The organism is Cupriavidus sp. C1SS-2L, from assembly GCF_057073735.1.
Genome location: NZ_CP172708.1, coordinates 1,202,825 through 1,216,209, shown reverse-complemented (window position 1 = coordinate 1,216,209; position 13,385 = coordinate 1,202,825). Strand labels below are relative to the sequence as shown.

Here is a 13,385-nt window from a genome sequence, read left to right as displayed (position 1 = left end):
GGCAAGTCTCCTTTCCTGATATTTAGTGTGTGAGGGTATTGCGTGGATAGGCCGCCCTAGCCTGCGCGACTCGCTTTGAAGCGCTGCCTGGGTTGGCATGGGGTCAAGCAACAACACGGATGATGATCGGGGCGAATCATGCCCACCGTCCGGCCTCTTCGAAGATCAGCCGCGGGTTGCGCGGAAAGGGCGTGTCCGGCTTTCCGTATCCAAGGCAGCAGATGAAATTGGATCGAATGCCCGTGTCCGCGAAGAACTCCTGATCGACTGCGGCGTTGTCGAAGCCAGACATAGGGCCGCAATCCAGACCAAGTGCGCGGGCGGCCATGATCAAATAGCCCCCCTGAAGCGTGCCGTTGCGCGTCGCCGTGATCTCGGCCATATGCGGTTCACTAAACATGTTGCGCAGCATGTCGCCGCGAGCCGGAAATAACCGCGGCATCAGGTCCGGAAAACCAAAGTCATGGCCAATGATGACGGTCAACGGCGCCGAGAGAATTTTGGGGCGATTCGTCTCCGCCGCGAGCGCGGCAAGTCTGGCCTTACCGGCGTCGCTCTTGACCCAGACGAAGCGCGCCGGGCAGCTGTTGGCGGAGGTAGGACCCCACTTGAGCAATTCGTAACGTTCATGAATACTCGTTGTAGGCTCTCGCGAGCCGAAACAGCTGGTAAGAGATGCGGAGGGCAGTCGGCTTTTCATCATGATGTGCCGTTCACGGTAATTTTGGGGGTGGTAAGAAAGATAAGAGACTTGACTCATCCGCAAAAGTGACTAAATTTTGATCTTTCCCATCTAACGATTAGATGACATGCTGGACACCGTCACCATCAACCAGCTTCGTACCTTTATCGCCGTATGTGAGGAGAAGAGCTTCACGGGCGCGGCGCGCCGGCTTCGGCGGGCCCAATCCGCGGTGAGCCACGCGATCTCCGCTTTGGAAGCTGCGCTAGGCGTCGAGCTTTTCGAGCGAGACACCCGAAGGGCCGAACTTACCGCTGCTGGACGCAGCCTTATCCCCGATGCCCGAGCCGTCATTACACGAACGGAAGACATGAAGAACCGGGCGAAGTCGATTTCCGCAGAAGGCGTGCCGCGGCTCTCGATCGCCGTCGACACCTATTTCCCGAGGAAGCGCCTGATCGACTGCCTGCGTGTGCTCGAAGCCGAATCGCCGACGGCTGCCATCAACCTCCACATGACAACCATGCAGGGTGGTGAGGCGTTGGTATTAGCAAGTGACTGCTCGCTTGCAGTCACCATTTCTGACGTGCCGGAGATCAAGAAAAGCGCTATCGAGCGACACTGGCTCTGCGAAACGCCGCTTGTCACCGTTTGTGCGCCGACCCATCCGTTAGCCGGTATCAGCCGACCAATCGCCCAGGATGAATTTGGCGAATATGTGCAGTTGGTGGTCACCGACAACCAGCCGAGCGCAGAGACGAGCCAGAAGGGAGTGGCAGGCGAGCGCCAATGGCTCGTCAACGACCTCGGGGCAAAACGTGACCTCTTGCTAGCGGGGCTTAGCTGGGGGCACATGCCTGCGGATCTAGTCGCTGAAGATCTGGCTCAGGGGCGTCTTGTCGAAATCCGTCGCCGGGCATGGCACATCGGCCCCCTGGTGTTTGTCATCTCGCGCATCAGGGGAAGCGAGCTCTCATCATTCGAAGAGCGGGCGGTGCAGCTCCTGGCGGGTGAACCGATCGCGGCTCCTATGTAAAGCTTCGTCGCAAGTCATGGTTGTTGCATAGTCGTCGAGATATTCGAACGATTGCGGGATCTCAGCGAGCTATCCGTGCACCGATGCCGAGGCCGACAACATTCCTCCGGCAACGCCGATTCATCGCTATTGGGTGATGGATATGTATTGAAAAAATCGCTTGCGAGGTATCGCGAAACGACGCCCGAGACCCGCACCGGTTTCCTGGAAACCATCGCCTCTGGCATCGAAGGCCTGGCGACGCCCTTATCGAGCGCGCCATGGGTAATCGTCCTTCTCGTGCATGTATGGACCCGACGCCTTTTGCAAGCTTCTTGTTCGTGATGTCGAGATGGTCTGCATGCATGTATCCGGCTTGCGTGGTGGCCTTTGCCGAAGCTGCTTGCAAAAGGCGTCGGGTCCACTGGGGATCTGCTCAACCCTTTTCTGGGTGCTGGCGGCGCGCGCTTCGAGCCGCCAGCACAGTGAGGGAAACGCAGAGAAATGCGCGCAATGAAAGCGACTGATGACGGGCAGATCAGGCACCGCGCCATCAACTCGCGTGGGCAGTCAAGATGTCCGTTCATTTCTCCCAAAAAACATGGCCGCAAGTTTTTGGGGGCCAATGACCCGCCCAACTTCCCAGAACGCAAAGAACGGAATGAACGCACCGAACATCATCACGGTCCGCGCAAGCAGTTCATAGACGCCGTACTCGATCATTCCGTGAACGATGCCATCCAGGTTCTGCTTGTGGGTCAACCCATCCAAGACATGTTCGAGAGCGCCCAGGAAAAACACAAGCCCCCCATAGACCAGCGATTTGTAGATCACCGACACGGCCAACGGACCGCTCTCGAAGCGCCGCCCAAGCTTCAACGCGTCGCCGATCATGATGACCTTGGCGATGATCAGCGCTTCGAAGAAGGCGAATCCGTAATTGAGATAGACGACGTCGAACTCCGACAGGAGCAGGCGGCGGTAAACCATGAAGGTGCCTATCAGCAGGAAGAGATAGAAGGTGATGATCCAGAAAGCCCTCAACTCCTCCATGGCCCGATGTTTGAGGCCGCTGTGCTTGTGTGCTTCGCCAGTCATCGCCTTGACTCATCCCATGAGGAACCGGTTGTGATATCAGCAAGGAGAAAGCGTGCCCTTTTTTCCACGCCGGTCGCCCGCCTGCGGCGTTGACATACAATGCATGGGCGCAACCTTGATCGCCATGGCAAGACATCAGGTTGTGCCATTAACGCTAGGCGGCTTCCTCAAAAAAGCAAGGCGCGAAAGTTGATTTTCAGCAAGCTAGTAAGGTGATGCGCTGCCTTCCACGGCAACCATGGCAAAGAACCTTTGGCATACAGACAACATCTGCGCAAGCGCATGAGGCTGGCCCATGATCAGTGGAGGACTTCTCTCCTTCCAGTAAACTTATCGGGATGCCTGAGTGGATCAGTACCTTACGCAAGAGGCTTCGCCATGTTGGACTGACGATTACAAATACTGCTCTCCTTGCTCGCGCAACCGGACAACTTTGGCTGGCACCCCATAGGCAACAGACTGCCTTTCTATGTCATTGATGACGAGAGCTCCCGCCCCGATGACCGTTTGATCCCCTATTGTGACGCCATGGATAAGATTGGCGCCCAACCCAATGGCGGCATAGGTACCAATGTTGCAATCGCCTCCTGTGATGACTCCCGGTGCCAGGCTAACGAAGTCGCCAACCTTGCAGTCATGATCGATGCATGCTCCAGTGTTGATGATGCAATGACGGCCAATAGCCGAGCATGCATTGACCACCGCACCCGCCATGACAACGGTGCCAGTACCGATCGTTGCATCCCGTCCAATGCATGCCGCTGGATGAATGGCTACGGCAAATTGAATCCCGGCGCACAGCGCCTCAATTCGTTTGGCTACCTGCGCGCGCACGTTGTTGTCGCCAATAGCGATCAGCGCCTCATCGATCCGGTATTCCTTGACCAGCGCCTGGAGGGCGGTCTCATTGCCGATCACGCGATAGCCCATCACTTCGCGCGGAGTGTCGTCTACTAACCCGACGATGCGGTACTTGCCCTGCCTCTCCACCACATCGATGACGGACCGGGCATGTCCGCCTGACCCGATGACGACGATGCGCTTCATGGTTGCCTTTGCTCGCATGGTTTGTATCGCGGACCAAGAGCACCTCCCTCCGCAACGCAGGCCGGGCCCACCGCACTACGGCCGTCTTCCTGAGACTAGTCCTTAGATATTGCGGCAAATGGGGATCGACGGGCGGAGCACGTCGGTCCTAACCTAGTAAACAGGCAAGTCCGCGAGAATCCAGTTACCCAGATTTAAGAAATCTGCACATCTCATTTAAGGTTTTTTAAATTTAGCGCATGTTGGCCACAAAGCTATGCTCCCGTGACCATAATCTGCTCGGCACCGAACGGTTGTTGGCTTCTCGCAACGACCACTACCGCCAGAAGATGAAACTGGGGCCGCGATGACGTAGGCGCTCCGTAGCTTCGTAACCGCCCGAGTGGCTGCGCAGCCTTTGCTTATGCAGCCAAGGCTGCGCCGACAAGACATACGACGGTGCTGAGCGCGCATGTCACGGCGTTGGAGGCATGGACGACGAAGTTGCGTGGAAGAGGCGCATCAAATCGTCTTCGTCCCCCGTATTCGCTAAACTTTTTGCGGCGTTTTATCTTGCGGCCCAGCCAAGCTCGACTGTGCGGGATGGGGTTCCGACTGCGATCGCTCGACCACAGTGCAAACGCGCGCAGCAGCTGCGGGCTCATCGTACACGTCGCACTTTCGGCCGCGGTCTAGCCGTCTTCGAGGTGCCCGGGCTCTTTCTACCCACTGACGTGAGCCCAAGTCATCGCGTCGATCACAAATTTCGACCTCCACGCCGCCCCATTCGTTGTGCATTGACGTTGGTCAACCACTCGACCGCGGTGGCATCTACAGTCGTATCAGCATGCCGGCGACCGGATTGGCCGCCCCGCGTTCGCTTCGATGGAGAACATAAAAATGAAAAGCATTCCCGTTGTCGCCGCTGTGCTGATCGCTGCCGGACTGCCGCTCGGCGCTTCCGATGTTTATGCACAAACGCTGGAAAAGATCGCGTCAAGCGACAAGATCACGGTCTCCTATCGGGAGGCCGCCGTGCCGTTCAGCTATCTGCTGGCGCCACACAAAGCAGTCGGATTCTCGGTCGATCTGACAGAAGCGATCATCGACGATGTGCGCAGCCGGCTGAAGAAGCCCAACCTTAAGGTCGACTACGTCCCCGTGACGGGGCAAAACCGAATCCCCATGTTGGTGAGCGGCACCTATGACCTGGAGTGCGGATCCACCACCAACACCAGTGCCCGCGGGAAAGAGGTCGCGTTTTCGATCAACGTGTTCTACGCCGGAACGCGCTTGCTGACCAAGAAGAATTCCGGCATCAAGAACTACTCCGATCTCACGAAAAAGACGGTGGCCAGCACGGCAGGTAGCACAAACGAGAAACTCCTGAGCCAATACAGCGCCGACCACAATCTGGATATCCAATTGATCTCAGGCAAGGACTACGCGGATGCCATGCAACTGGTATTGAACGACCGAGCCGTGGCGCTTGCCCTCGACGACGTGTTGCTGTTCGGCCTTCGAGCCAACTCGCGCAGTCCATCCGCGCTCGAAATCGTAGGTGATACCCTTCAAGTGGAACCATATGCGTGCATGGTTCGCAAGGACGATACCGAGTTTAAAAAATTGGTGGACGGCACGATCACACGGTTGATGAAGTCGGGGGAGTTCACACGGCTGTACAAGAAATGGTTCGAGTCGCCGATCCCTCCCGCCGGCGCGAATCTGAATATGCCGATGAGCGACGCATTACGCGCCAATATCAAGATACGCAGCGATAAGCCTGCTCAATAAGTCCGGATAGGGGCCGTGAGCTAGTGGGAACAAGATCATGGGATTCGCACGCGCGCGCGTGAAAGTGACTTTCATTCGATTGAGACGGCGCACTGTACCAGAGAGAAATGCTGCTGGTTATCTTCGTGAGAACAAATCGCAATTGTTTCTCATACTAGTCCCGCCAAGTGTATTTTTTTGATTGACCATAAGACTTCATCTCACGTCGACCGGATCAACGTGCGTCATGACGTTGAAGATTCTTTTCGGCCCATCACTCGCCGTCTCGGAGTCCGCGCCAAAGCGGGGCCTTCATAGCTATTCTCCAAGGCGCCTGCCCCAAGCTGTCTGTCGACAAAGTCCGCAAGCAAGGCTTTCAAAATAGCTTCAGTCCTCTATACCGATGCACTGGAGCGCTCCGAATTGGAATACAGGCGGCTTAGGGGGTTGCTCGTCGTTCTTTAATCTGTGCCAGTTGCTCCGAACATTCTCCCAGTCTAGGTGTCCGGTGGAAAATGCATTCGCGATGACGTTGCCCGTATGCTCGTCAAGAAATCCACTGACTTTGTCGAGGGGGAGGTCCCCATAGTAGAGTTCCTGCTCGACATAGAGATTGAGATACAACGACATAGGCATGAGAGTCTCATAGCCGTTTTCGACAAAGCTTTGCGGCTGAAAAAGGGCCAAGTCTTTGTGTTCACCGGGAGCAAGCGGCAGCAACCCTTGGTCCCAAGCATTCACTGCAGTATCAAAGGGAGACCCTATATATATATGCCGTCAGACGTGAAAACGTCAAATGAGGCAGGGTGCTCCATAATACGCATCGGAAGTGGCGAAGTCACACTAACGCCGAACGACATCATGCAAGTCCGCACGTCGCAAATCACCGGAACTGATGCCTGGACACGCCACTTATGATCGCCGGTATCGACAGGCCGGAAGAGATCAACACCCCGCTTCCTTGCCGTCTTCCGCGCTGAGGGAGTGAACCCGGCCGGGCAGACCAATACTCCTTTGTAAGCCTGCACATCCTCGACAAGACCATAGAACACTTCGACGCCCTTCACGTCGACGGGGTCTTGTAGTCCTTGCAGTCTATGACAATCGTCATCAGGTACTGACCGATATGCTGCCGCAGCAGGATATCGATCTGACGATCTGTCTCAGAGATCTGTCCCCGTAACTTTGCGTTGTGGACTATCTCGGCGCCGGGCGCCAGCTTCGCCTGAATCTCGGCGACGAGATGTTCGAGTGTTAGCCAATCTGGGTTGTTCGCCATCACCACCTCCTAGCGGCCATGGTACTACCCGACGAACACATGCTGCCAAGCGCACGCTGAGAGGAAGGCGCCCCATTTTGCGGTGGGGTAAGATGGGGAGTACAAAAAACAAAACCCCGGAAGACCGCGATCTTCCGGGGTTCGCCGCCATTGCTGGCGGAGACGGAGGGATTCGAACCCTCGATCCAGGTTTTGGCCCAGATGCTCCCTTAGCAGGGGAGTGCCTTCGACCTCTCGGCCACGTCTCCCAAACTTGCGTTGTTCGAGGGAGCCGAACAACGAAGCGCAAATTCTAGCGATGCCTTCCTGGTTAGTCAACGAAAAATCGATAACTCAACACAAAAATTCTCAGCCCCGCTAGAGGTCCTTACGAACGGATCAGGCCTGTTCCAGTTCGAACGCCTTGTGCAGTGCGCGCACGGCGAGTTCCATGTACTTTTCGTCGATCAGCACCGAGATCTTGATTTCCGAGGTGGAGATCATCTGGATGTTGATGCCCTCTTCCGACAGCGTGCGGAACATCTTGCTGGCGACGCCCACGTGCGAGCGCATGCCCACGCCCACCACCGACACCTTCGACACCTTCGGGTCGCCCGAAACGTTGGCGGCACCGACGTGCGGCTTGACGCTGTCCGTCAGGAGCGTCAGCGTGCGCTGGTAGTCGCCGCGCGGCACGGTGAATGTGAAGTCGGTCTTACCGTCCACCGACTGGTTCTGGATGATCATGTCGACGTCGATGTTGGCGTCGGCGACCGGGCCCAGGATCTGGTACGCGATGCCCGGCTTGTCCGGCACGCCCAGAACGGTGATCTTGGCTTCGTCACGGGCGAAGGCGATGCCCGAGATAACGGCGGCTTCCATGTTGGAATCTTCCTCAAAAGTGATCAGCGTGCCCGAGTTGATTTCGTTCTCGAGCGGCATAAGCGGGTCGGTCAGCGACGACAGTACGCGGGTCTTCACGCGGTACTTGCCGGCGAACTCCACGGAGCGGATCTGCAGCACCTTGGAGCCGAGGCTGGCCATTTCCAGCATCTCTTCGAAGGTAATCTTGTCCAGCCGGCGCGCGTCTTCCACTACACGCGGATCGGTCGTGTAGACGCCGTCCACGTCGGTGTAGATCAGGCACTCATCGGCCTCGATCGCGGCGGCGATAGCCACAGCCGAGGTATCCGAGCCGCCACGGCCCAGCGTCGTGATGTTGCCGTCGTCGTCGATGCCCTGGAAGCCGGTGATCACCACCACGCGGCCCGCATCGAGATCGCCGAGGATGCGCTCGTCGTCGATCGACTCGATACGCGCCTTGGTGTAGGACGAGTCGGTCTTCACCGGCACCTGCCAGCCCGTGTAGCTGACCGCGTCGATGTTTTCGCCATGCAGCGCGATGGCCAGCAGCGCGACGCTGGCCTGTTCGCCGGTCGAGGCGAGCATGTCCAGTTCACGCGGGTCCGGCTGTGCCGAAATTTCCTTGGCGAGTCCCAGCAGGCGATTGGTTTCGCCTGACATGGCCGAAGGCACCACGACTACGCGGTGACCGGCGCGGTGCCACTTGGCCACGCGCTTGGCGACATTCTTGATGCGTTCCGTGGAACCCATCGAAGTGCCGCCGTATTTGTGAACGATGAGAGCCATCTTCTTGTCGACGCCAGCGATTGTGCAAAGCTCTTGAAAATACACGAACCGCGACCATCAGGCAAGGCGTAGCGGCTTCGCCGGCGGATGGAATGTGATGTTGGCGTCGAAAATCCTGGCTACGGGATGCGTGTACCAGCCGTCGCCTGCATCCACTCGACGCGCCAGCGCGGCGCGTGCGGCGCCTCTGTCCAGCGCCGGTGCATGCCCAGGCCTGCGGCCATCACAAGCGTATCGCCGGCCCACAGCAGTGGCAGCCAGCATCGGCGCCAGCGCGGCACACCGGCCTCCTGATAAGCCTGCTTGAGTGCGCGCGCGGGGCCGCCGGGCCGCAGCACGATGCGCTCGCCGCCAGTGCGCTGCGCGATCCGCAACGGCTGCTGGAGCACGGCTTCCGGCACGCCGAAGGTATCGTCGCGCGTAAAGCGCAGTTCGCCACGCCAGGCAGGGACTACGATGCGCGGCTCGCCGCGCCAGGTCAGCGCCTGCGCCGTCGGCGGCGCATCCGGCTCCGGCGTGCAGGCCAGCACCCTGCCCTGGAATCGGCGCAGCACCAGGTTGTCATGGGCGATGGCCGGTTCACCACCACTGTGGTCAAGCAACTGTTCGCGCATAGCCGCCAGCCTCGCCGTGGATGGCGCGCGTGCGCCGAGGTCGCGTAACCAGAGACGCAGCACGGCATCGGCGTGGGAAGCGGGTAGCGCGCGCAGGCCTGACAGGTCCAGTTCGGCGAGCGTATCGGGATCGCGTCCTGGCGCGGCCAGCCGAGCCAGCTCGGTGCCCGCGAGATCGTCGAGCATGCGGGCGGCCTGCGCAAAGTGCGCGGCGGCCTGGGCAACATTGGCGCGCAAGGCGGGGAAATCCCGCTCCAGCAGCGGCAATTGCGCGCGCAAGGCGTTGCGCGCATAACGCGTGCTGTCGTTGGACGGATCATCGATCCATGCGAGTTCATGCGCGGCGCAATAGCTGTCGATGTCGGCACGCGGGACTTCGAGCCATGGCCGCAAAAGCATGATGTCGCCCGCTTCGTCCAGTTTGCGCATCGCAGGCATGCCGGACATACCCGCCACTCCCGCGCCGCGAAAGAGACGGAGCAGCACGGTTTCGACCTGGTCATCGAGATGGTGCGCGAACAGCAAAAAGCGGGCACCGCTCGCTCGGCACATGTCGCCGAGCGCTTCATAGCGCGCGCGCCTCGCGGCGGCCTCGATGCCCTCGCCCGTGCCGGCCTGCACTGACACGCGGCGCACGAAATAACCCAGCTCCCATCGCGCGCACAGATCCGCGCAGAATGCATCCCACGCATCGGCCTGCGCCTGCAGGCCATGGTGAACATGCAGGGCGACCACGCGGGCCGGCATGCGCCACGCAGACACGGCCGCCTGCGTGGCATGGAGAAGCGCTACGGAGTCGCGGCCGCCGGACAGCGCCACGGCCACCACCATGTCGGTAGCGCTTGCGCCCGTCCCGCCAGAAACAACAAAGGCCGCACTGGCCTGAAGAGCCTGTGCGACCTTGTCGGTCAGGCGATCGGACGGATCACTCCTGGGCGCCGGTTTCCTTGAACTTGCCATAGGCCAGCAGGCGCTCGTAGCGGCGCGCCTGCAGTTCCTTCACGCTCACGCCCTGGAACTGGCGCAGGGATTCAGCCAGCGAACGCTTGAGCATGGCGGCCATGCCCTTGACGTCGCGATGGGCACCACCCAGCGGCTCGCTCACGATCTTGTCGATCAGGCCCAGTGCCTTCAGGCGGTGGGCGGTCAGCCCAAGCGCTTCCGCGGCTTCCGGCGCCTTCTCGGCGGTCTTCCACAGGATCGAAGCGCAGCCTTCGGGCGAAATCACAGCGTAAGTCGCGAACTGCAGCATCTGCACTACGTCGCCCACGGCAATGGCCAGCGCACCGCCCGAGCCGCCTTCACCGATGATGGTGGCGATCAGAGGCACCTTCAGGCCGGCCATCACATACAGGTTGTGGCCGATCGCCTCGGACTGGCCGCGCTCCTCGGCGTCGATGCCGGGGAACGCGCCCGGCGTGTCGACGAACGTGAAGATCGGGAGGCCGAACTTGTCGGCCAGTTCCATCAGGCGCTTGGCCTTGCGGTAGCCCTCGGGCTTGGGCATGCCGAAATTGCGCATGGCGCGCTCTTTCGTGTCACGGCCCTTTTGGTGGCCGATCACCATGCACGACTGGCCGTTGAAGCGGGCCAGGCCACCGACAATCGAAAGGTCGTCGGCAAAGGTGCGGTCGCCATGCAGCTCGTGGAAATCGGTAAAGATTTCACGCACGTAGTCGAGCGTGTACGGGCGCTGCGGATGACGGGCGATCTGCGCAACCTGCCACGGGGTCAGGTTGGCGTAGATGTCCTTGGTAAGCTGCTGGCTCTTGCCGGCCAGCCGCGAAATCTCTTCGGAAATATCGACAGCCGAATCGTCCTGCACGAAACGCAGTTCTTCGATCTTTGCCTCGAGTTCGGCAATGGGCTGCTCAAAATCCAGGAAGGTGGTTTTCATAAAATCACACGTACCTGTCTGTGAAGGGGCGCATTCTACCGGAATTTGGCCGCTATCTTTGCGCCGGGCAGATAGCCTTTACTGCACCTGCAGCTACTTTTTCTTACGGCTATGCCTAATACGTCACCGGCAGCGGGTCCAGGCTACGCCACATGTACCATGTGGCCACCGTGCGCCAGGGCTCCCAGTTTGCCGCGACTTCTCGCGCTTCGCTACGGGTCACGGGCTCGCCGCTGAAGTAATTTGCCGAGATGGCGTTGATCAGCCCGATGTCGTCCAGAGGCAGCACGTTAGGCCGCATCAGGTTGAACATCAGGAACATTTCAGCCGTCCATCGGCCGATGCCGCGGATCTGCGTCAGCTCGGCGATGACGGCTTCATCGTCCATCACCGCCCATTCGTTCACGTGGACGCGGCCGGCCTTGAAGTGATCAGCCAGGTCGGTAATGTATTCCGCCTTGCGCCGCGAGAGCCCGCACGCAGCCAGCTTCTCGGGACCCGCCCGCAGGAACTGTGCCGGCGTGAGCTTGGGGCATGCCCCCACCAGCCGCTCCCAGACCGACTGCGCCGCCTTGACGGAGATCTGCTGGCCCACGACCGAGCGAGCGAGGGTGATGAACGGATCGCCGCGAGAGACCAGATGGGCCGGACCATAGGTCGGGATCATCTTGCGCAGGATGCGGTCGCGCTTCATCAGGTCGGCACAGGCCTCGTCCCAATAGGCCGGGCGTACGGCGTCGATGACGGTCTCGACCGGCAACGGCAAAACCTCGGCTTCCGGCAGCGCGACCTTCCCTTCCTTGGCGCTGCCTTTGGCGGCACGGGAGCTGGTGGTCTTGGCCGGTGCGGCGGGCTTGCGCGCGGCAGCGTTCAAGCACGCCTCCATTCGGTCGCACCGCCCGGCTTGTCTTCCAGCACGATGCCTGCGGCCAGAAGATCCGCGCGGATGCGGTCGGCTTCAGCGAAGTTGCGTTCGGCCTTGGCAGTCTTGCGCGCGGCGATCAAACCTTCGATCTCATCCGGCGACGGGCCGTCGACCTTTTTGCCACCTTGCAGGAACGTGTGCGGATCGCGTTCGAGCAGGCCCAGCGTGCCAGCCAGTCCCTTCAGTTGGCGTGCGGCCACCGAAGAGCCCGTACGGTTGACTTCGCTGGCCAGATCGAACAGCACGGACACCGCAATCGGCGTGTTGAAGTCATCGCACATGGCTTCGGCAAAGCGCTTTGCGTGCGCCTCTTCCCAGTCCACGGCATAGCCGCCGGGCTGCGTGTCCTTGAGCGCCGTGTAGAGCCGCGTCAGCGCATGGCGCGCGTCGTCGAGGTGGGCATCGCTGTAGTTCAGCGGGCTGCGGTAGTGCGCGCGCAGGATGAAGAAGCGCACGACTTCCGCGTCGTACTCCTTCAGCACTTCGCGGATGGTGAAGAAGTTGCCGAGCGATTTCGACATCTTCTCGTCATTCACGCGCACGAAACCGTTGTGCATCCACACATTGACGAACGGCTTGCCGCTCGCACCTTCAGACTGGGCAATTTCGTTCTCGTGGTGCGGGAACTGCAGGTCGGCACCACCGCCGTGGATGTCGAAATGCTCGCCCAGCAGCGTGCAGCTCATGGCCGAGCATTCGATGTGCCAGCCCGGGCGGCCCATGCCCCACTTCGAATTCCACTTGCTCTCGGGCGGCTCGCTTTCCTTGGCCGACTTCCACAGCACGAAATCGAGCGGGTCCTGCTTGGCATCGTTGGCGGTCACACGCTCGCCGGCGCGCAGATCTTCCAGCGACTTGCCGGAGAGCTTGCCGTAGCCATCGAACTTGCGCACCGAGTAGTTCACGTCGCCGTCCGTAGCCTGATAGGCCAGGCCATTGGCTTCGAGCTTGCCAATCAGGTCCAGCATCTGCGGCACATAGTCGGTCGCGCGCGGCTCATGGTCCGGTCGGACGATCCCCAACGCGTCGGCATCCTCGTGCATGTACTGGATGAAGCGGGTAGTCAGCTGGCCAATGGTTTCGCCGTTTTCGGCGGCGCGGCGGATGATCTTGTCGTCGATGTCCGTGATGTTCTGGACAAAGGTCACGTCATAGCCCGCGGCGCGCAGCCAGCGATGCACCATGTCGAACACCACCATCACGCGCGCGTGGCCAACGTGACAGTAGTCGTAGACGGTCATGCCGCATACGTACATGCGGACTTTGCCCGGCTCGATCGGCACGAAAGGCTGTTTCTCACGCGCGAGCGTGTTGTAGATGTTCAGAAGCTGCATGAAGCAATGTGTGTGATGTGAGGTGGCTGCCGGTATGCCGTCGCCCGGCCCTGTATCCTTCGTGGGGCCCCAAGCGGCGGCGCACGCGCGCAAACACCGGAGCCCCATATCTT

13 protein-coding genes and 1 tRNA gene are annotated in these 13,385 nt (G+C 60.0%); 2 read left to right on the top strand and 12 right to left on the bottom strand.

Going from position 1 to position 13,385, the window contains the following annotated elements; translation table 11 throughout:
• Positions 1-136 precede the first annotated feature (136 nt).
• Entirely contained in the window at positions 137-703 is a 567-nt protein-coding gene (locus tag ACIGJG_RS05675) for a malonic semialdehyde reductase (protein WP_011297313.1), read from the bottom strand.
• Positions 704-809: 106 nt separating this feature from the next.
• Between ACIGJG_RS05675 and ACIGJG_RS05670 the strand changes: the two genes are divergently transcribed.
• Positions 810-1,718 carry a LysR family transcriptional regulator gene (locus tag ACIGJG_RS05670; RefSeq protein ID WP_011297312.1) on the top strand — a complete coding sequence of 303 codons (909 nt, stop codon included), beginning with the start codon at positions 810-812 and terminating at the stop codon, positions 1,716-1,718.
• A 549-nt stretch (positions 1,719-2,267) separates the two neighbouring features.
• Here ACIGJG_RS05670 and ACIGJG_RS05665 read toward each other — a convergent pair.
• Together ACIGJG_RS05665 and ACIGJG_RS05660 are read right to left on the bottom strand one after the other, a co-directional pair.
• Positions 2,268-2,795, bottom strand: a complete 528-nt coding sequence (locus tag ACIGJG_RS05665; protein ID WP_011297311.1) for a hypothetical protein — start codon at positions 2,793-2,795, stop codon at positions 2,268-2,270.
• Positions 2,796-3,188: 393 nt separating this feature from the next.
• Positions 3,189-3,842, bottom strand: a complete 654-nt coding sequence (locus ACIGJG_RS05660) for an acetyltransferase (protein ID WP_041679535.1) — start codon at positions 3,840-3,842, stop codon at positions 3,189-3,191.
• Positions 3,843-4,721: 879 nt separating this feature from the next.
• Between ACIGJG_RS05660 and ACIGJG_RS05655 the strand changes: the two genes are divergently transcribed.
• Positions 4,722-5,615: a transporter substrate-binding domain-containing protein gene (locus ACIGJG_RS05655; RefSeq protein WP_011297309.1), complete on the top strand. Its 894-nt coding sequence runs from the start codon at positions 4,722-4,724 to the stop codon at positions 5,613-5,615.
• Positions 5,616-5,981: 366 nt separating this feature from the next.
• Here ACIGJG_RS05655 and ACIGJG_RS05650 read toward each other — a convergent pair whose 3' ends face one another.
• From ACIGJG_RS05650 to cysS, 9 genes are all read right to left on the bottom strand, one after another.
• On the bottom strand, positions 5,982-6,335 hold the full coding sequence (locus tag ACIGJG_RS05650; protein WP_140949015.1) for a hypothetical protein: 354 nt from the start codon (positions 6,333-6,335) through the stop codon (positions 5,982-5,984).
• 20 nt (positions 6,336-6,355) lie between these two features.
• Complete coding sequence (locus ACIGJG_RS05645) at positions 6,356-6,622, bottom strand: hypothetical protein (RefSeq protein ID WP_483673053.1); 267 nt, start codon at positions 6,620-6,622, stop codon at positions 6,356-6,358.
• Between the two features lie 35 nt (positions 6,623-6,657).
• The gene (locus ACIGJG_RS05640) at positions 6,658-6,873 is read right to left on the bottom strand and encodes a hypothetical protein (protein WP_041679533.1); all 216 of its coding nucleotides are present in this window, start codon (positions 6,871-6,873) and stop codon (positions 6,658-6,660) included.
• Positions 6,874-7,027: 154 nt separating this feature from the next.
• Positions 7,028-7,121: transfer RNA gene (locus ACIGJG_RS05635), tRNA-Ser, on the bottom strand.
• A 130-nt stretch (positions 7,122-7,251) separates the two neighbouring features.
• A complete protein-coding gene (locus ACIGJG_RS05630; RefSeq protein WP_011297308.1) occupies positions 7,252-8,502 on the bottom strand; it encodes an aspartate kinase in 1,251 nt (416 codons plus the stop codon).
• Positions 8,503-8,621: 119 nt separating this feature from the next.
• A complete protein-coding gene (tilS, locus tag ACIGJG_RS05625) occupies positions 8,622-10,076 on the bottom strand; it encodes a tRNA lysidine(34) synthetase TilS (RefSeq protein ID WP_011297307.1) in 1,455 nt (484 codons plus the stop codon).
• Positions 10,042-11,013, bottom strand: coding sequence for an acetyl-CoA carboxylase carboxyltransferase subunit alpha (locus ACIGJG_RS05620; RefSeq protein WP_011297306.1), 972 nt, complete (start codon positions 11,011-11,013; stop codon positions 10,042-10,044). The genes tilS and ACIGJG_RS05620 overlap by 35 nt, the downstream gene beginning before the upstream one ends.
• Before the next feature lie 115 nt (positions 11,014-11,128).
• Positions 11,129-11,899 carry a DNA-3-methyladenine glycosylase family protein gene (locus ACIGJG_RS05615; RefSeq protein ID WP_011297305.1) on the bottom strand — a complete coding sequence of 257 codons (771 nt, stop codon included), beginning with the start codon at positions 11,897-11,899 and terminating at the stop codon, positions 11,129-11,131.
• Positions 11,884-13,272: a cysteine--tRNA ligase gene (gene cysS / locus ACIGJG_RS05610; protein ID WP_011297304.1), complete on the bottom strand. Its 1,389-nt coding sequence runs from the start codon at positions 13,270-13,272 to the stop codon at positions 11,884-11,886. The genes ACIGJG_RS05615 and cysS overlap by 16 nt, the downstream gene beginning before the upstream one ends.
• Positions 13,273-13,385: the final 113 nt, after the last annotated feature.

Coding starts and splice junctions, on each gene's coding strand:
- ACIGJG_RS05675 (WP_011297313.1), bottom strand. CDS start 703: ATGATGAAAAGCCGACTGCCCTCCGCATCTCTTACCAGCTGTTTCGGC.
- ACIGJG_RS05670 (WP_011297312.1), top strand. CDS start 810: ATGCTGGACACCGTCACCATCAACCAGCTTCGTACCTTTATCGCCGTA.
- ACIGJG_RS05665 (WP_011297311.1), bottom strand. CDS start 2,795: ATGACTGGCGAAGCACACAAGCACAGCGGCCTCAAACATCGGGCCATG.
- ACIGJG_RS05660 (WP_041679535.1), bottom strand. CDS start 3,842: ATGAAGCGCATCGTCGTCATCGGGTCAGGCGGACATGCCCGGTCCGTC.
- ACIGJG_RS05655 (WP_011297309.1), top strand. CDS start 4,722: ATGAAAAGCATTCCCGTTGTCGCCGCTGTGCTGATCGCTGCCGGACTG.
- ACIGJG_RS05640 (WP_041679533.1), bottom strand. CDS start 6,873: ATGGCGAACAACCCAGATTGGCTAACACTCGAACATCTCGTCGCCGAG.
- ACIGJG_RS05630 (WP_011297308.1), bottom strand. CDS start 8,502: ATGGCTCTCATCGTTCACAAATACGGCGGCACTTCGATGGGTTCCACG.
- tilS (WP_011297307.1), bottom strand. CDS start 10,076: ATGGCAAGTTCAAGGAAACCGGCGCCCAGGAGTGATCCGTCCGATCGC.
- ACIGJG_RS05620 (WP_011297306.1), bottom strand. CDS start 11,013: ATGAAAACCACCTTCCTGGATTTTGAGCAGCCCATTGCCGAACTCGAG.
- ACIGJG_RS05615 (WP_011297305.1), bottom strand. CDS start 11,899: ATGGAGGCGTGCTTGAACGCTGCCGCGCGCAAGCCCGCCGCACCGGCC.
- cysS (WP_011297304.1), bottom strand. CDS start 13,272: ATGCAGCTTCTGAACATCTACAACACGCTCGCGCGTGAGAAACAGCCT.